Genomic DNA, 17,598 nt, shown 5'->3' with positions numbered 1-17,598 from the left:
ATGGCGCTGGAACTTCGGCCCAATTGCGAATGCTGCGACCGCGATCTTGCGCCCGATAACAGGGATGCGATGATCTGCTCGTTCGAATGCACTTTCTGCGTCGATTGCGTGACTGGCGTGCTTGATGGCGTCTGCCCGAATTGCGGCGGCGAGCTGGTCCGCAGGCCCGTTCGTCCGGCGGCCAAGCTCATCAACAACCCGGCATCGACAAAGCGGGTGCTGAAGGCGGAAGGCTGCGCGGCAGCCACGGTCGCCTGAGAAAGACAAGGGGAGCACCATGAAACCAGGCGAAATCATTGCCGCAGAAGGCAGCATCGAACTGAATGCCGGCCAGCCGACCGTGACCATCGAAGTCGCCAATTCGGGCGACCGGCCGGTGCAGGTGGGCAGCCACTATCATTTCTTCGAGACCAATGCCGGGCTGCTCTTCGACCGAGACAAGGCGCGCGGCATGCGCCTCGATATTCCCGCCGGCACGGCGGTTCGTTTCGAACCCGGCCAGAAGCGGGAAGTGACGCTGGTGCCGCTTTCCGGCAAGCGTGAGGTTTATGGTTTCCGTCAACAGGTCATGGGGAGGTTATGAAATGGCGACGGCGCATTATCATGGAAGCTGCCAGTGCGGCGATGTGAGCTTCGAGGTCGATGCCGATCTCGATCACACCATCGTCTGCAATTGTTCGCGCTGCAAGCGTCTCGGTTCCACGCTCGCCTTCGCGCCGCGTGAGAAATTCACGCTGCTTTCCGGCGAGGACAAGCTGGCGGAATATCTCTTCAACAAGCACAAGATCCATCATCTTTTCTGCTCCACCTGCGGTATCGAGAGTTTTGCTTATGCCGACGGGCCGGATGGCACGCCGATGGTGGCTGTCAACGCCAATTGTCTCGATGGTGTCGATCCCCGGGCGCTGAAACCGCAGGCTTTCGATGGCGCGGCGGCCTGAGCTATGGGTATGAACCGCAAAAACCTCTTCATGGCGATTGCGCTGCTCAGCGCGACCGCCGGTTTTTCCACGCCGGCCGCTGCGCAGGGCGAGCCGGATTGCAAGGCCCCGCAGACGCAGGCGGACATGACCATCTGCGCCGGCAAGGATTACGAAAAGGCCGACAAGCAGTTGAACGCCGAATATCAGAAGCTGCGCAAGCTGCTCACCGAGCGCGACAAGGCGGCGGATGCAGATGGCAAGGGTGCGACCGACGCTCTGGTGGCTGCCCAGCGCGCCTGGGTGGCGTTTCGTGACGCCAATTGCGCGCTTTCAGGCTTCCAGGCGCGCGGCGGCTCGATGGAACCGATGCTGATTTCCTCCTGCCTCGCCGATATGAGCGGCAAGCGGGCGGAAGAACTGCGCCAGCTATCGGAAGGTTTCTGAACGCATGGGGCGGCGGATCACGATTGTCGGAAACGGGGAATTGCCGCCGGGCGCGGCTGGTTTCATCGACCGATCCGACATTGTCATCCGCTTTAACGATTGCCGGTCGCTGGGGCCGGGCGGCACGCGAACCGATGTGGTGGCCGTTTGCAACACCGGGCGGCCGGGCCTTGAGATGACTGAGGGGAGCGAATGGCGCGAGAGTGATGGCGTGCGGCGGGCCGTCGCCATCTGGTCCGTGCGTGATCCCGCAAAGTTTTCCGAAATGGAACCTGATATACGCGCACGCTGGCCGGAACTGACCGATTTCTGCGTCGATTACACCGAAAGCTTCGAAGCCATCGCCCGCGAAACCGGCAAGAGCCACGTCGTCATTCCGCGCGACGTGCATGAAAGGCTCGATGCCGCGCTCGAAGCTTATGCGCCCGCGCCCTATGTCTGCCCCAGCACCGGTCTTGTCGCCATCGCCCATGTTCTCGAGAGTGTGAGCGACGATGGGGACGAGGTGGCGATTGCCGGTTTCGGCCATAGGGGCTGGAGCGGCCATCCATTTGCCGCCGAACAACAGCTGGTCGAAGCCCTTGCGGGCGAGGGCAGGCTGACACGAATTTCTCCCACATCGATTTTCTCCGCGTCCGAAGGAGCCTGAGCCCATGCCCTACAAGATTTCCCGCGCCGCCTATGCCGGCATGTTCGGCCCGACCGTGGGCGACAGGGTGCGTCTTGCCGATACCGAACTCTTCATCGAGATCGAGAAGGACCACACCACCTATGGCGAGGAAGTAAAATTCGGCGGCGGCAAGGTCATTCGCGATGGCATGGGCCAGAGCCAGGCGACACGGGCCGAAGGCGCTGTCGATACCGTCATTACCAATGTGGTGATCGTTGACCATAGCGGCATCTACAAGGCGGATGTGGGCCTGAAGAACGGCCGCATCCACGCCATCGGCAAGGCGGGTAACCCGGATACGCAGCCCGGCGTGACGATCATCGTCGGCCCCTCGACGGAAGCGATTGCCGGCGAAGGCAAAATCCTGACCGCCGGCGGCATGGATGCGCATATTCATTACATCTGCCCGCAGCAGATCGAAGAAGCGCTGATGAGCGGCGTGACCTGCATGCTGGGCGGCGGTTCCGGCCCGGCGCATGGCACGCTTGCCACCACCTGCACCGGCGCATGGCATATCGAGCGGATGATCGAAAGCTTCGATGCTTTTCCGATGAATCTGGCGCTGGCTGGCAAGGGCAATGCCTCGCTGCCCGCACCGCTGGAAGAGATGATCCTTGCCGGTGCCTCCTCGCTGAAGCTGCATGAAGACTGGGGCACGACGCCGGCCGCCATCGACAATTGCCTGACGGTGGCCGATCAATACGATGTGCAGGTGATGATCCACACCGATACGCTGAATGAAAGCGGTTTCGTGGAGGACACCGTCGCCGCCATCCGTGGCCGCACCATCCATGCTTTCCACACCGAAGGCGCGGGCGGCGGGCACGCGCCCGATATCATCAAGGTTTGCGGCAACCCCAACGTCATCCCGTCTTCCACCAACCCGACGCGGCCCTATACCGTCAATACGCTCGCCGAACATCTCGACATGCTGATGGTGTGCCACCATCTCTCGCCGTCCATTCCTGAAGATATCGCCTTTGCCGAAAGCCGCATCCGCAAGGAAACCATCGCGGCGGAGGATATTCTTCACGATATCGGCGCGTTTTCGATCATCTCTTCCGACAGCCAGGCCATGGGCCGTGTCGGCGAAGTGGCGATCCGCACCTGGCAGACGGCCGACAAGATGAAGCGCCAGCGCGGTCGTCTCAAGGAAGAGACCGGCGAAAACGACAATTTCCGTGTCCGCCGTTACATCGCCAAATATACCATCAACCCGGCCATCGCCCAGGGTGTCAGCCATGAGATCGGCTCCGTCGAAGTTGGCAAGCGCGCCGATCTTGTCTTGTGGAACCCGGCCTTTTTCGGGGTGAAGCCGGAGATGGTGCTGCTCGGCGGCTCGATTGCCGCCGCACCGATGGGCGATCCGAATGCCTCCATTCCCACGCCGCAGCCGATGCATTACCGGCCGATGTTCGCCGCCTATGGCAAGCTGCGCACCAATTCCTCTGTCACCTTCGTGTCGCAGGCGTCGCTCGATGCCGGCCTTGCCCAGCGCCTCGGCGTCGCCAAGAAGCTGCTGCCGGTGAAGAATGTCCGCGGCGGCATCTCCAAGGCGTCGATGATCCATAATTCGCTGACGCCGCATATCGAGGTCGATCCGGAAACCTATGAAGTGCGGGCGGATGGCGAGCTTTTGACCTGCGAACCCGCAACGGTGCTGCCGATGGCGCAGCGTTATTTCCTGTTCTAACGGCATTTCGTGTTCAGAACCGTCTTGAAATCCATCGGCGGCGGCCTGCTGCTGATTGTCCTGCTTCTCGTGCTCGGCACCGTCGTACCGCGCCCGTTTTTCGCTGGCGATGCCAGCGGCGTCAGGGATCGCGAAATCCTGCTATTGTCCAACCCGATCCATACCGACATCGCCCTGCCGGTCGATGACGATCTGCGGCGGGTGTTTTCCGAATTGCAGGAGGGCGGCATTGCCGTCAATCATCCGGCAGCGGCCTATCTGGTGTTCGGTTGGGGCGGCCGGTCGTTTTATACCGAGACGCCCACCTGGGCCGATCTGAAACCCATGCCGGTCCTGCGCTCGCTGACGCTCGACCGGTCGGTGATGCATGTGGATGTGACGGGGGATTTTCCCGCCGATCTCGCCGGGGTGAAACGCCTTCGCATTTCCGAAGCGGGTTATCGGCGCCTCGTAACCGCCATTCGCGCAAGTTTTCTGCGGGACGATGGCAGGGACGGGGGCAAGGTGCGGCTGATATCAGGCGTTTCCTATGGCCTGACGGATGCGTTTTTCGAGGCGAAGGGCTGGTTCAACGCCCTTGCCGGCTGCAACACATGGTCGGCCGCGATGCTTCAGGAAGCCGGTATTCGCACCGGCTGGTGGACACCCTTGCCGCTGCTTCTGCGCTGGTCGGCGACGCTGCATAACTGATCGTCGCAAGCCGCGGTTTTCCTCCGGAGAATCCGATTTTTATGCTGCACCGCAGCGCGTCTTGCGTTATGGACACGGCAAAAGAATTCCGCGCGGATCGATCCCAAGCGATCCGCGTAAAACGCCAGAACAGGAGACAAGACATGCTCGGCAAAAAAGTGCCCGCCGTAACCTTCCGCACGCGTATTCGCGACGAGGCCGTTGGCGGCCCCAACCCGTTCCGCTGGCAGGACATGACCTCCGACGATTATTTCAAGGGCAAGAAGGTCGTTCTGTTTTCGCTGCCCGGCGCCTTCACGCCGACCTGCTCTACCTACCAGCTTCCCGATTTCGAAAAGCTGGCGGGTGAATTCCGCGCGCTCGGCGTCGATGAAATCTATTGCCTGTCGGTCAATGACGCCTTCGTCATGAATGCTTGGGCAAAGGGCCAGAACCTCGAAAACGTCAAGGTCATTCCTGACGGTTCGGGTGAGTTCACCCGCAAGATGGGCATGCTGGTCGCCAAGGATAATCTCGGTTTCGGCATGCGCTCCTGGCGTTACGCCGCCGTCGTCAACGATGGCATCGTCGAGCAGTGGTTCGAGGAAGAGGGTTATCAGGACAATTGCGAATCTGACCCCTATGGCGTTTCCGCGCCGCAGAACATTCTGGAAAACCTGAAGGCACGCGCTGCAGCCTGATTTTGGTTTTACGAAGACACGGCACCGGTGCCGTGTCTTCGGGTGCCGACAGGAGGCGAAAACCTTTCCTCCGTCATCCTCGCCCTTGAGGCGAGGATCCATAGGCGTCTGACGGGTGGATCCTCGGGTCAAGCCCGAGGATGACGTCGAAAGTGGAGAAAGGTTTGCACCTGGCCCGGCTGTGATGCCGGGCTTTGTCATTCTGGTGGCCATGTGCCCTGAAATCGCGCCTTGAAATCACCCCGCCTATCCGGCAAAAATCAGACCTCCAAGACTGTTTCTGAAACGGATCATCCCATGCTGCGCGTCACCTCCTATCATCCGGCCGGAACTCCTGCCGACGAAGCTTCCGGTTATGTCACCCTGGCGCATGACCAGCGGCATCTGCGCCGCAAGCTGCTGCATTTGCAAAATGACGAGATGGTGATGCTGGACCTGAAGGAAGCCGTGCTGTTTGCCCATGGCGATCTTCTGGTGGTGGAGAACGGCGACTTGATCGAGGTCCGTGCGGCGGATGAAAAGCTGTTTGAAATCAAGGCGAAGGACCGTCTTCACCTGATCGAGCTTGCCTGGCATCTGGGCAACCGGCATCTCTCCGCGCAGATCGAGGAGGAACGCATTCTCATCCTGCGTGACCACGTTATCCGCGCCATGCTGGAAGGTCTGGGCGCCACCGTGCGTGAGGTGGAAGAGCCATTCCAGCCGGCGCGCGGCGCTTACCACGCCCATGGCGGCCATTCCCATGGTCATGACCACGGCCATCACCATCACGATCACGGCTGAGCCGTGAGCGAAGATCGCGGCGTTGCCGCGCTGCTGCGGCTCATGGCCTGGATGTCGCCGGCTTTTCCTGTCGGTGGTTTTTCCTATTCCGGCGGGCTTGAAAAGGCGGTGGAGGATCGGCGCGTCGGCGATGCGGCGGCCCTGCGCGATTGGCTCGAAACGCTGCTGCGCCACGGCAGCCTGTGGAACGATGCGGTGTTCCTGGCGCATGCCTGGCGAAGCGCGGGGGAGGCCAACGTCCTAAGCGAAACGGCCGATCTGGCGCGGGCGCTGGCCGGCTCGGCGGAGCGCTATCGTGAGACGGTGCTTCTGGGCGATGCTTTCGTTGCCGCCGCCGGCGCATGGCCGCATGCGGTTCTGGCCCTGCTGCCGAAAGACGTTCCCTATCCCGTCGCCGTCGGGGCGGTTGCTTCCGCTCACGCCGTGCCGCTCAGGGAAACGGTCGCCGCCTTTTTGCATGCCGGCGTCTCGCAGATCCTTTCAGCGGGCATCCGCCTTGGGGTCGCGGGACAGAAGGATGGCGTTACCATTCTGGCCGCAAGCGAGGCGATCATCGCGGAGATGGCCGCGCGGGCGATGCAATCCACGCTCGACGATCTCGGCAGCGCGACGATCATCGCCGATACGGCAACCATGCGCCATGAAACGCAGGGCACCCGGCTTTTCCGGTCCTGATCGTGCTGCATGACGATCGTATTGAACGAGCGGATGCCGCTTGTTTCTTCTCCCCGCCGGGGAGAAGGTCGCGGCAGCGGGATGAGGGGGCAAGGGTAGCGATATTCGGAGAGGGTACCCCCTCATCCGACCCTTCGGGCCACCTTCTCCCCGGCGGGGAGAAGAAACGCGCGGCACGGTCCTTGCATATATTGAAGCGTCCCGTTGAGGGACTATGGTGAAACAAGACCAAAGCATGTCGAAGGGAACAGAGTGATGAAATCGGGTAATGGGCCGCTGCGCGTCGGCATTGGCGGGCCGGTCGGTTCTGGCAAGACGGCGCTGACGGAGAAGCTCTGCAAGGCGATGAGCGCGGATTATTCCGTCGCGGTCGTCACCAACGATATCTACACCAAGGAAGATGCCGAGGCGCTGGTGCGCATGCAGGCGCTGCCGTCCGAGCGTATCGTCGGGGTCGAGACGGGCGGTTGCCCGCATACCGCCATTCGTGAGGATGCGACGATCAATCTGCAGGCGATTGCCGGGCTCAATGCGCGCTTTCCCGATCTCGATGTGGTCTTCATCGAATCCGGCGGCGACAATCTCGCCGCGACCTTTTCGCCCGATCTGGCCGATATCACCATCTACGTCATCTCCGTCTGCCAGGGCGAGGAAATTCCGCGCAAGGGCGGGCCGGGCATTACCCGCTCGGACCTGCTGGTCATCAACAAGAAGGACCTCGCACCCTATGTCGGTGCTGACCTCACCGTCATGGACAGCGATGCGACCCGCATGCGCAACGCCATGCCTTTCGTGTTCACCGATATGAAACGCGGCGACGGCGTGGATCGCATCGTCGGTTTCCTGAAAGAGCAGGGGGGGCTCTGAAATATGGCAATGTCCCGCCGTTTCGGCGCTTACGAGGTTTCCCGTTTTGTCGACGGCGTCTACAAGGCGCCGGTCGGCCATCTCATCCACCGGCAGGGCGCCGAAGCGCTGGCTGCGGCTCTTGCGGGCCATCAGGGCGAAACGGTGGATATGGACGTCAACTGCTTTGCGCTGCCCGGGCCTGACGGCATCTGGCTGATCGATGCCGGTTGCGGCACGGCCTGGGGTGAGGCCTATGGCCATGCCCGCGCGGCGATGATTGCCGCCGGCATTCAGCCGGCCGATGTGACGCGTGTCATCCTTACCCATATTCATGGCGACCATGCGCTGGGGCTTATCGATGGTGAGCGGCCTTATTTTCCCAATGCGGAGATATGGGTTCCCGAGGCCGATCTTGGATTTTTCAGCAGCGCGGAGGCGCGCAAGACCGTGCCGCCCGCCCGGCAGGGCGGCTTCGATCTTGCCGCGCGGCTGCTCGACATTTGCGGCCCGATGCTGCGGCCGATCCCCATCGGTGTGGTTGCCGAGGATATCGAGGCAATCGCCATGCCCGGCCACACGCCGGGACATACCGGTTACCTGATCGGCAATGGCGATGAGCGGCTGTTATTGTGGGGCGATGTGCTGCATGTCAGCGAATTGCAGGTGAGGGACCCCGGTGTCGGTTTCGTCTATGATATCGATGCCGCGCTTGGTTACCAAACACGCCTCAAGGCGCTGGCCGAGGCTGCCGATCGCGGCTGGCTGGTGTCGGGCGGTCATCTCGGCGGATTTTTCCGTGTCGAGCGGCAGGGCGACAGCTTCCGCTTCGTGCCGCAACCGGACTGATTCCGATTTCGGACATGCAAATGGGCGGAATGCGCTAAGGCATCCCGCCCATCGTCCTCTCCCGGTATTTTCAGATCTTCTTCAATGCGGCGACGTCATTGACCTGCACGATGCGGCCGCGCACGGTGACGCCGGCCTTTTTCAGTGCTGAAAAGGCGCGCGACAGCGCTTCCGGCGCAAGGCCGAGCTTGCCGGCGAGCAGGCTTTTCTGGAACGGCAGCCGCAGCGAAAAGGATGTCGCGTCGCGCGGGCCCTGGTTGATGAGATAGTGGGCGACACGTTGCGGCGCCGTCTGCAGCCGGTCGTTGGCGATGCAGTCCATGGTGGCCAGCAGGCTGTTGGACAGGCAGCGCATGACAGCCCTGGCGATGGCCGGCTCCTGATCGATCAGGCCGCGAATTCTCGCAAGTTCGAACCGCGCCACGGTGCAGCTTTCCGCCGCCTGCGCGCTGTAACGATAGGTATCGCTGCCGAAAATCAGGCATTCGTTGAAAGTATCGCCGGGGCCGCTGACGCGCACATCCGCCTCGCGCCCGTGCCGGTCGAGCCGGTAAAGCCTGATATAACCCGACAGGACACAGTAGAAATGCTGCGCCGCTTCGCCTTCCTTGAAGAGCACGTGGCGGGCGTTTACATTGGCGATGGTCGCCGCCTCCATCAGCTTCAGCGCCGCCGCATCATCCGCTATCCCGATCAGGGGGGCACGCAGCAGAATGTTCCTGTCCCTGTTGCTCAGCTTCACGGTCTTGTTCACGTCCATCCGGCTCCCGCTCAAACCTTTTGCCGGGCTGTCTGAAGCAATACGAAACCGGGGATGTTCCTTTTCCCTCGCGCCTATCTGCACAGAACTCATCGCATTATCCCTCGACCGGCAATTCCCGATGCGAGGGAGATTAGCAGTTCACCTGGAAAGCGAATTGATTTCGATCAAATGGGTTCTGGTGTTGTTAGGTCGGGGGGAGAGATGCGGCGGGGCGGCAGTTGTGCCTCAGCTTCAGTCGTGGAAAATTTCCACTTGCTCGATGTCATCCTCGGGCTTGACCCGAGGATCTATCCCTCGACCGTAAACTGGCGGCGTCATGGATCCTCGGGTCAAGCCCGAGGATGACGGAAGAGGGATTTTGCCACAAAAAGAAATGCCGGGTACAGGACCCGGCATTTCAAATCTCTAAGTCGCAACTCTCACTCCGCAGCAAGCGGCGGCAGCCGCAATATGTTGCTGCCCTTGTCCGCGGCCTTGTCGCCGGCGCCCTTTTCCATGCTGGCGACGCGCGCCTCCAGCGAGGAGAGCGCCAGGCTGTTTTCGCGGGCGATCTCCGACAGTTTCTCGTTGGAGAGGGCCTCTTCCTCCTCTTCCTTCTTGCCGACGAAGCGGCCGAAAAGGTGGGCGAGAAGGCGCGACAGGTCGTCCATGATCAGGAAGAAGGCCGGCACCACGATGAGCGACAGCACCGTCGAGACGATGATGCCGCCGATCACCGCAATCGCCATCGGCGCGCGGAAGGAGCCGCCTTCGCCGACGCCGAGTGCGGAAGGCAACATGCCGGCCGACATGGCGATGGAGGTCATGATGATCGGGCGCGCGCGCTTGCGGCCGGCCTCGACCATGGCATGCACCCGTTCCATGCCGTGACGGCGCATTTCGATGGCGAAATCCACCAGCAGGATGGCGTTCTTCGTCACGATGCCCATCAGCATCAGGATGCCGATGAGAACGGGCATGGACAGCGCGTTCTGCGTGATGATGAGCGCGACGGCCACGCCGCCGATGGCAAGCGGCAGCGAGAACAGGATGGTGAAGGGCTGGATGACATCCTTGAACAGCAGGATGAGCACCACCAGCACCAGCATCAGGCCAAGCAGCATGGCGTTGACGAAGCCCTGCTGCATTTCGCCCTGCACCTTGGCGTCGCCGCTTTCGGCAAGGCGAACGCTTGCCGGCAGGTCGGTTTCCGACACGATGCGCTTGAACTCGGCCGTCGATGTATCGAGCGCCGTGCCGAAGGGAACGTCGGAGCCGATGGAGACGACGCGGTTGCGATCGTTGCGCTTGATCGAGCTTGGACCTTCCGAATAGTCGATATCGGCAACGCTATAGAGCGGCACCAGCGACCCGGAGGCGGTCTTGATCTTCAGCGCGCGGATGGTGGCGAGATCGCGGCGGGTATCGAGCGAGGCCTGCACGCGGATCGGAATCTGCCGGTCATCCAGCGAGATCTTCGTCAGCTGCGCATCGATATCGCCGATGGTGGCGACACGCACGGTCTGCGAAATCTGCTGCGGCGTGATGCCGAGGCGGGCGATCTCATCCTTGCGCGGGCGGATCTGCAGCTCGGGGCGGGGCAACGCACCTTCCGAGCTGACATTGGCGAGGATGGGCGAGGCGCGCAGGCGGCTTTCAAGCACACCGACGGCGTCGTTCAGATCCTTCTCGTTGGTCGAGAGGAAGTTGAAGGAGAGCTCGCGTTCCGCACGGTCGTTCAGCTTGATGATGCGGACATCCGGAATGCCGCGCACCTGCGCGAAAATATCCCGTTCCACGTCCCATTGTGGACGTAAGCGGCCCTTTTCCTCCACCTTCGGCAGATATTGGCCGATGAGCGGAATGGAGCCGAGACCCTTGTTGACCAGCACCTTCAGCAGCGAATGGTCGATATGCTCGAGGATGACGTTGACGGTGGCGCGGCGAAGCTCCAGATCGCCCTTGGGCGAAGCGCCGCCGAGGATGAAGACGCTTTCCACGCCGTTGATGTCACGGATGGCGTGGTAAATCTGCGTCGTCGTCCGGTCGGTTTCATCGAGCGTCGCATTGGGCGGCAGTTCCACCGAAAGCGTCACGCGCGAGGCGTCGTCCGGCGGCAGGAAGCTGCCCGGAACGCCGGCAAGGAGAACGACGGAAGCGACGAGGAAGCCGATGGCGCCGAGCAGGGTCAGATAGCGCGCCCACCACTTGCGGGTGGTGGCGGTCACCATGCGCGTATAGGCCTTCATCAACCGGCTGTCATTGTCGTGGTGATCGTCCATCGCGTCTTCGGCGCGCATCAGATAGGCCGCCATCAAGGGTGTGATGAGACGGGCCACGGCAAGCGAGAAGAACACCGAGAAGGCGACGGTGAGACCGAACTGGATGAAGTACTGACCGGGAATGCCGGGCATGAACGAGACAGGCACGAAGACCGCGATGATGGTGAAGCTGGTGGCGATGACGGCAAGGCCGATCTCGTCCGCCGCTTCGAGCGCCGCCCGATAGGGGGTCTTGCCCATCTTGATATGGCGGGCGATGTTCTCGATTTCCACGATGGCGTCGTCGACGAGAATACCCGTGGCGAGCGTCAGGGCGAGGAAGCTGACGAGGTTGAGCGAGAAGCCCATGATGTCCATGATCCAGAAGGTCGGGATCGCGGAAAGCGGCAGGGCCACGGCGGCAATCAGGGTTGCGCGCCAGTTGCGCAGGAAGAGCAGGACGACGATGACGGCGAGGATCGCGCCTTCGATCAGCGTATCGAGCGCCGCCTTGTAGTTGCCATAGGTGAAATAGACGGCGTCATCGACCATTTCGATCGAGACGTCCGGATGATTCTTGCGCACCTCATCGAGGCTTGCCGCCACGGTTTCGGCGACCGAGACCTCGCTCGCGCCCTTGGAGCGGAATACCGCGAAGGTGACGGCGGGGTTGCCGTTGAAGCGTGAGAAGGATTTCTGCTCCTCATAGGTATCCGAGACCGTGCCGAGCTCTGAAAGCTTGACGAAACGGCCGTTGGAAAGCGCAATCGTGGTGTTGGCGAGCTGGCTCACATCGCGCGTATCGCCGAGCGTGCGGATGGTCTGTTCGTTACCGCCGACCTGGCCGCGGCCGGAGCCGAGATCGATGTTGGTGCCGCGCAGCTGGCTGTTCACCTCGGTGGCGGTGATGCCATAGGCGTCGAGCTTTTCCGGGCTCAGCGAAACGCGCACCTCGCGGTCGGCGCCGCCGTAACGGTCGACCTTGCCGATGCCGGACTGGCCCTGGAGCGAACGCTTGATCGTGTCATCCACGAACCAGGACAGTTCCTCCAGCGTCATGTTGGGCGAAGAGACGGCAAAGGTCTGGATCGCCTGGCCCTCGACGTCGATCTTGCTGACGACGGGCACTTCGATATCGGCGGGCAGATCGCTGCGGATCTTGTCGATGGCGTCCTTGGTGTCCTGAACCGCTTCTTCCGTCGGCTTTTCGATGCGGAAGACAACAGTCGTCGTCGACTGGCCGTCGACCACGGTGGACTGGATTTCGTCGACGCCGCTAATGGCGGCGACGGCGTCCTCGATCTCCTTCGTCACCTGCATTTCCAGCTCGGACGGCGAAGCGCCGCTCTGGGTCACGGTGACGGCGACGACGGGAACGTCGATATTCGGAAAACGGGTGATCGGCAGCGTGTTGAACGCCTGCATGCCGAGGATCATCAAAAGCGCGAAGCCGAGCAGCGGCGCAATCGGGTTACGGATTGACCATGCGGAAAAGTTCATTTCAATCCCTCAGTCAGTTGGACGCAGCCGTCTGGGCTTCAACCGGCTTTATCCGGTCACCATCACGCACGAATGCCCCAGCCTTCTCGACAACCTTGTCGCCAGCGGCAAGACCGCTGACAATCTCGATGAAACCGCCGTCTTCGATGCCGGTCTCGATCTTCACCTGCTTGACGACATCACCTTCCACCTTGCGGGTGGTCGAGCCCTCACGCCCGGAGGTGACGGCCGACAGCGGCAAAGCGAGCGCATTCGTCTCCTCGACGATGATCGCCGCGCTGGCATACATGCCGGAGCGCGCCGGGCTGTCGTTCGGCAGAACCACATGCACGGAGCCGAGGCGCGTCGTCGGATCGACGGTGGGCGAAACGAGGCGCACCTTGCCCTCTATTTTCTCAGCTCCGCCGGCAACCGTCAAATAGGCTTTCTGGCCCGCCTTGACCTTCTGGATATCGGTTTCGGACAGATCGGCGACGAGTTCGATCGCCCCGTCCTTGATGACGGTAAACAGCGGATTGCCGGCGCCGCTGGCGATGGCGCCGACCTTGGCGTTCTTGGCGGAGACGATGCCGGCGACCGGGGTTTTCACGCCGGTGCGCGTCAGCTTCAGATCGATGTCGTCAATCTGCGCGTCGACGACCTTGATGTCTGCCTCGCCGGCGGAAACGGCCTGTTTGGCCGCATCCAGGCGGGCCTGCGCCACTTGAGCGGCTGCCTCGGTCTTTTCCGTCTCGGAAACGGAGCCGGAACCGCTCTGGCCGAGCTTGGCGGCGCGGTCGCGCTGGCGAAGGGCATCGTTGAGATTGGCCTGCGCTTCCAGCACCTGCGCCTTCGACTGGGTGACGGAGGCTTCAGCCTTGGCCTTGTTGGCCTCAAGCTGGCTCTTTTGCAGCACGAGGCTGTCGGAGGACAGCACGGCCAGAACCGAATTCGCTTCCACCCGGTCGCCGATATCGGCATTCAGCGTGTCGATCGACAGGCCGTCGACCAGCGGCTGGACGTAAATCTCGTCCACGGGACGGATCGTGCCGGTGGCGATGATGCGGTCCACGAGATCGCGTTTTGCGGCATGCGCGACGATGATGGAGGGCAGGTTCTGCTGTTTGACCGGCGCCTGCACCTCTCCTTGGGCGGCTGCGGAAAAAGGGAGCGCCGTTGCGGAAAGAAGCAGGAATACAAAGCGGTTAAACGTGACTTTATGCTGCATGTGTCTTGGCTCGCGCAATATTCGCTCACATGTCCTGCAGGCTCGGGGCCGTATCTCAAAAGGTCATGCGATGGCGAATGTGAAACAAGGGATCACAATACTTCCTTTTCGATCCTCCCGATTCAAACGCCCCTCAACGCGAATCTCAAGCACCTTTGCCGAGTGCTTTTTTTACAAGATCAAATTTGGCAGTCTTGTGGGCGGGACTGTAATTCTTGTTGTCGTACAAATCAATCCGCATAGCCGCGATGGTTGATATACATTTTTGTATAGGTACGGATATTGTAATTCGTCAATTGGGTTACCAGCGGCATGAGCGTTCTGGGATGCCGCAAATCGTTGATTTCATCGCCTTTGCCGCCTCATTCGACACTGCATGCGCCGGGTCCTCTCCCGTTTCGAAGCTCAGCCCGTTTCTGACGGAAGCGTCGGGCACGGAGAGGCCTCTTTCAGCGCGGCTTTTTGTCGCTTGCCGTCAGCGCGCGCGCCAGCGGCAGCATTTGGGTTTCCGTCAGCCTGGCGATTGCCACGCCGGGCCGGCGGTCGAGATCCAGCCAGCGCACCTCCTCGATTTCCGCCTGCGGCACGACCTCGGTGTGAAGCCTGGCGGTGAAGGCGTGGGCGACGACGTCGGCTCCCGGCTCATTGGCGGCTTCCTCGCGAAAGACGCCCTCGTACCGAAAGACATGTCCGGGCAGCGCCAGCCCGATTTCCTCGGCAAGTTCCCGGTGAAGCGCCTGCTCGGGGGTTTCGCCCGGGTCGATCTTGCCGCCCGGCTGCATGAATTGCGTGGTGCCGCGCTTGCGCACGACCAGCATCTGCCGCTGCTCATTGAGGAGAATGGCGGCGGCGATGACGATTTCGCGTTTCTGTTCGGTGCTCACGGTCATACTCCCGATGCCGGAATGCCGCTGCGTTCCACCCGGCGCGGCGAAACGAGTTCCTTCCAGGTGGAAAGCGCCCGGCTGACAGCGGGATAGGGATCGCGCGCCACGAACCGGCCGTGGCCTTCCTGCGTTTCGATGGTGGCCTCCTCGACGCTGACGAGGCCGCGCGACAGGGTGTAGCGCGGCAGGCCCTTCACCTTCTTTCCCTCGAACACGTTGTAATCGATGGCCGACTGCTGGCTTGCCGCGCTGATGGTCTTTGTGAGCTGCGGATCCCAGACGACGATATCGGCATCGCTGCCGACGAGGATCGCGCCCTTTTTCGGATAGATATTGAGGATCTTGGCGATATTGGTGGAGGTGACGGCGACAAATTCGTTCATCGTCAGGCGGCCGGTCGCCACGCCGTGGGTCCAGAGCAGCGGCATGCGGTCTTCCAGTCCGCCGGTGCCGTTCGGTATCCTGCGGAAATCGCCGATGCCGAAGCGCTTCTGCTCGGTGGTGAAGGCGCAATGGTCGGTCGCCACGCATTGCAGCGAGCCGGAGGCGAGGCCCGCCCAGAGGCTGTCCTGATGCTGCCGGTTGCGGAAGGGCGGCGACATGACCCGTCGGGCGGCATGATCCCAGTCGGCATTGGCATATTCGCCTTCGTCGAGGATCAGGTGCTGGATCAACGGTTCGCCATAAACGCGCATGCCGCTGCTCCGGGCACGGCGGATCGCCTCATGCGCCTGCTCGCAGGAGGTATGCACGACATAAAGCGGCGCGCCCGCCATGTCTGCAATGATGATGGCGCGGTTGGTGGCTTCTCCCTCCACGGCGGGCGGGCGGGAATAGGCGTGCGCCTCCGGCCCGACATTGCCCTGCGCCATCAGTCTCTCCTGCATCTGCGCGACGATATCGCCGTTTTCCGCATGCACGAAGGGGATGGCGCCGAGTTCCGCGCAGCGCGAGAAGGAGGCGAACATCTCGTCGTCATTCACCATCAGCGCGCCCTTATAGGCCATGAAGTGCTTGAAGGAATTGATGCCCTTGTCCTGCACCACCGTCTTCATCTCGTCGAAGACCTGCTCGCCCCACCAGGTGACGGCCATGTGGAAGGAATAATCGCAATTGGCGCGGGTCGCCTTGTTGTCCCATCGCGCCAGCGCCTCAAGCAGCGACTGGCCGGGTTCGGGCAGGCAGAAATCCACCACCATGGTGGTGCCGCCGGCAAGCGCCGCCCGCGTGCCGCTCTCGAAATCATCGGCGGAATAGGTGCCCATGAAGGGCATTTCCAGATGCACATGCGGATCGATGCCGCCGGGCATGACGTAACATCCGGTGGCATCGAGTACCGTGCCGCCCGTCAGATCGGGGCCGATCTCGGTGATCCTGCCGCCTTCGATCTTCACATCGGCCTTATAGGTGAGGTCGGCGGTGACGATGGTGCCGTTCTTGATGATGGTGGCGGTCATTCGACGATCTCCGCAGTCTCCAGCACCGCATGCAGCAGCACGTCGCAGCCGGCTGCTGCCCATTCCGGTGAAATCTCCTCGGCCTCGTTGTGGGAAAGTCCATCCACACAGGGGCAGAAGATCATGGTGGAGGGCGCGACCCTTGCCGTCCAGCAGGCATCGTGGCCGGCGCCGGAGATGATGTCCATGTGGCTGTAACCCAGTCTTTCCGCGGCTGAGCGCACGCGGCCGACCAGCACGGGATCGAAGGTAACAGGGTCGAAATGGCCGATGGCCTCGATCGAGCAGCCGACGCCGAGTTCTGCGGCGATCTCAGGCGCCTCGCGTTCGAAGATGGCGCGCATGCTGTCGAGTTTCGCCTGTGAGGGGGTTCTGAGGTCGATGGTGAAGACCACCTTGCCGGGCAACACGTTGCGGGAATTGGGCGTGAAGATCATCTGGCCGACGCCGGCGACGGCGCCGGGCTGGTGGGCCATGGCCACTTCCTGCACCTTTTCAAGGATGCGGGCGGCGGCAAGGCCGGCATTGACGCGCATGGCCATCGGCGTCGAACCGGTATGGGCCTCCTTGCCGGTCAGCGTCACTTCCAGCCACCACAGGCCCTGGCAATGGGTGACGACGCCGATCTGCTTATCCTGCGTCTCCAGAATAGGTCCCTGCTCGATGTGATATTCGAAATAGGCGTGCATTTTGCGCGCGCCCACCTCTTCCTCGCCCAGCCAGCCGATACGCTCCAGCTCGTCGCCATAGGTCCTGCCGTCGGTATCGGTGCGGCCATAGGCGTATTCGAGATCGTGAATGCCGGCGAAGACGCCCGATGCCAGCATGGCCGGGGCAAAGCGCGCGCCCTCTTCATTGGACCAGTTGGTGACGACGATCGGATGTCTGGTTTTGATATTGAGGTCGTTCAGGCTGCGCACCACTTCCAGCCCTGCCAGCACGCCGAGCACGCCATCGAACTTGCCCCCCGTCGGCTGGGTATCGAGATGGCTGCCGATATAGACGGGAAGCGCATCCGGGTCCTCACCGGCGCGGGTCGCAAACATCGTGCCCATGCGGTCGACGCCCATCGTCAGGCCGGCCGCCTCGCACCAGCGCTGGAACAGCCGGCGTCCCTCCGCATCCTCATCCGTCAGCGTGCGGCGATTGTTGCCGCCGGCAATGCCGGGGCCGATCTTCGCCATGTCCATCAGACTGTCCCACAGACGGTCGCCATTGACCGTCAAGTTCATACCCGCCGTCATGAAATGTCGTCCTCACCCGTTTTGCCTTGTCGAAGCAAAGCTCGTGC

General features: G+C 62.0%; 18 protein-coding genes. 12 read left to right on the top strand and 6 right to left on the bottom strand.

Annotated elements, in window-relative coordinates; translation table 11 throughout:
• The 12 genes from N5D22_RS20230 to N5D22_RS20175 all read left to right on the top strand — a co-directional run bounded on the left by N5D22_RS20230 (position 1) and on the right by N5D22_RS20175 (position 8,253).
• Positions 1–258: a DUF1272 domain-containing protein gene (locus tag N5D22_RS20230; protein ID WP_279657464.1), complete on the top strand. Its 258-nt coding sequence runs from the start codon at positions 1–3 to the stop codon at positions 256–258.
• Positions 259–277: 19 nt separating this feature from the next.
• Positions 278–583 (top strand): urease subunit beta, encoded by a 306-nt coding sequence (locus tag N5D22_RS20225; RefSeq protein WP_020808767.1) that lies wholly within the window; start codon positions 278–280, stop codon positions 581–583.
• A 1-nt stretch (position 584) separates the two neighbouring features.
• The gene (locus tag N5D22_RS20220; protein ID WP_003520606.1) at positions 585–941 is read left to right on the top strand and encodes a GFA family protein; all 357 of its coding nucleotides are present in this window, start codon (positions 585–587) and stop codon (positions 939–941) included.
• Between the two features lie 3 nt (positions 942–944).
• The gene (locus N5D22_RS20215; RefSeq protein WP_279657465.1) at positions 945–1,367 is read left to right on the top strand and encodes a lysozyme inhibitor LprI family protein; all 423 of its coding nucleotides are present in this window, start codon (positions 945–947) and stop codon (positions 1,365–1,367) included.
• Between the two features lie 4 nt (positions 1,368–1,371).
• The gene (locus N5D22_RS20210) at positions 1,372–2,016 is read left to right on the top strand and encodes a Urease operon accessory protein (protein ID WP_279657466.1); all 645 of its coding nucleotides are present in this window, start codon (positions 1,372–1,374) and stop codon (positions 2,014–2,016) included.
• Between the two features lie 4 nt (positions 2,017–2,020).
• On the top strand, positions 2,021–3,730 hold the full coding sequence (gene ureC, locus N5D22_RS20205) for an urease subunit alpha (protein ID WP_279657467.1): 1,710 nt from the start codon (positions 2,021–2,023) through the stop codon (positions 3,728–3,730).
• Between the two features lie 9 nt (positions 3,731–3,739).
• On the top strand, positions 3,740–4,420 hold the full coding sequence (locus tag N5D22_RS20200) for a TIGR02117 family protein (RefSeq protein WP_279657468.1): 681 nt from the start codon (positions 3,740–3,742) through the stop codon (positions 4,418–4,420).
• 143 nt (positions 4,421–4,563) lie between these two features.
• Positions 4,564–5,100 carry a peroxiredoxin gene (locus N5D22_RS20195; protein WP_279657469.1) on the top strand — a complete coding sequence of 179 codons (537 nt, stop codon included), beginning with the start codon at positions 4,564–4,566 and terminating at the stop codon, positions 5,098–5,100.
• A gap of 297 nt (positions 5,101–5,397) precedes the next feature.
• On the top strand, positions 5,398–5,883 hold the full coding sequence (gene ureE / locus N5D22_RS20190; protein ID WP_003520598.1) for an urease accessory protein UreE: 486 nt from the start codon (positions 5,398–5,400) through the stop codon (positions 5,881–5,883).
• 3 nt (positions 5,884–5,886) lie between these two features.
• A complete protein-coding gene (locus N5D22_RS20185) occupies positions 5,887–6,558 on the top strand; it encodes an urease accessory protein UreF (protein WP_279657470.1) in 672 nt (223 codons plus the stop codon).
• Between the two features lie 255 nt (positions 6,559–6,813).
• Complete coding sequence (ureG, locus tag N5D22_RS20180) at positions 6,814–7,425, top strand: urease accessory protein UreG (RefSeq protein WP_003520595.1); 612 nt, start codon at positions 6,814–6,816, stop codon at positions 7,423–7,425.
• Positions 7,426–7,428: 3 nt separating this feature from the next.
• Positions 7,429–8,253, top strand: a complete 825-nt coding sequence (locus N5D22_RS20175) for an MBL fold metallo-hydrolase (protein ID WP_279657471.1) — start codon at positions 7,429–7,431, stop codon at positions 8,251–8,253.
• A gap of 70 nt (positions 8,254–8,323) precedes the next feature.
• Here the strand turns inward: N5D22_RS20175 and N5D22_RS20170 are convergent, their stop codons facing one another.
• The 6 genes from N5D22_RS20170 to N5D22_RS20145 form a co-directional block, all read right to left on the bottom strand.
• A complete protein-coding gene (locus N5D22_RS20170) occupies positions 8,324–9,013 on the bottom strand; it encodes a Crp/Fnr family transcriptional regulator (protein WP_279657472.1) in 690 nt (229 codons plus the stop codon).
• Positions 9,014–9,435: 422 nt separating this feature from the next.
• Positions 9,436–12,756 carry an efflux RND transporter permease subunit gene (locus tag N5D22_RS20165; RefSeq protein ID WP_279657473.1) on the bottom strand — a complete coding sequence of 1,107 codons (3,321 nt, stop codon included), beginning with the start codon at positions 12,754–12,756 and terminating at the stop codon, positions 9,436–9,438.
• A gap of 13 nt (positions 12,757–12,769) precedes the next feature.
• On the bottom strand, positions 12,770–13,963 hold the full coding sequence (locus tag N5D22_RS20160; protein ID WP_279657474.1) for an efflux RND transporter periplasmic adaptor subunit: 1,194 nt from the start codon (positions 13,961–13,963) through the stop codon (positions 12,770–12,772).
• A gap of 449 nt (positions 13,964–14,412) precedes the next feature.
• On the bottom strand, positions 14,413–14,853 hold the full coding sequence (locus N5D22_RS20155; protein ID WP_279657475.1) for an NUDIX domain-containing protein: 441 nt from the start codon (positions 14,851–14,853) through the stop codon (positions 14,413–14,415).
• Complete coding sequence (hydA, locus tag N5D22_RS20150) at positions 14,850–16,307, bottom strand: dihydropyrimidinase (RefSeq protein ID WP_279657476.1); 1,458 nt, start codon at positions 16,305–16,307, stop codon at positions 14,850–14,852. Before hydA ends, N5D22_RS20155 begins: the two co-directional genes overlap by 4 nt.
• The gene (locus N5D22_RS20145) at positions 16,304–17,551 is read right to left on the bottom strand and encodes a Zn-dependent hydrolase (protein WP_279657477.1); all 1,248 of its coding nucleotides are present in this window, start codon (positions 17,549–17,551) and stop codon (positions 16,304–16,306) included. Before N5D22_RS20145 ends, hydA begins: the two co-directional genes overlap by 4 nt.
• Between the last annotated feature and the right edge of the window lie 47 nt (positions 17,552–17,598).

Origin of the sequence: Agrobacterium sp. GD03872, from assembly GCF_029840625.1 — a bacterium.
In the GTDB taxonomy this organism is placed as follows: Bacteria; Pseudomonadota; Alphaproteobacteria; order Rhizobiales; family Rhizobiaceae; genus Agrobacterium; species Agrobacterium fabrum_A.
This window is presented reverse-complemented; position numbering and strand designations above follow the sequence as displayed.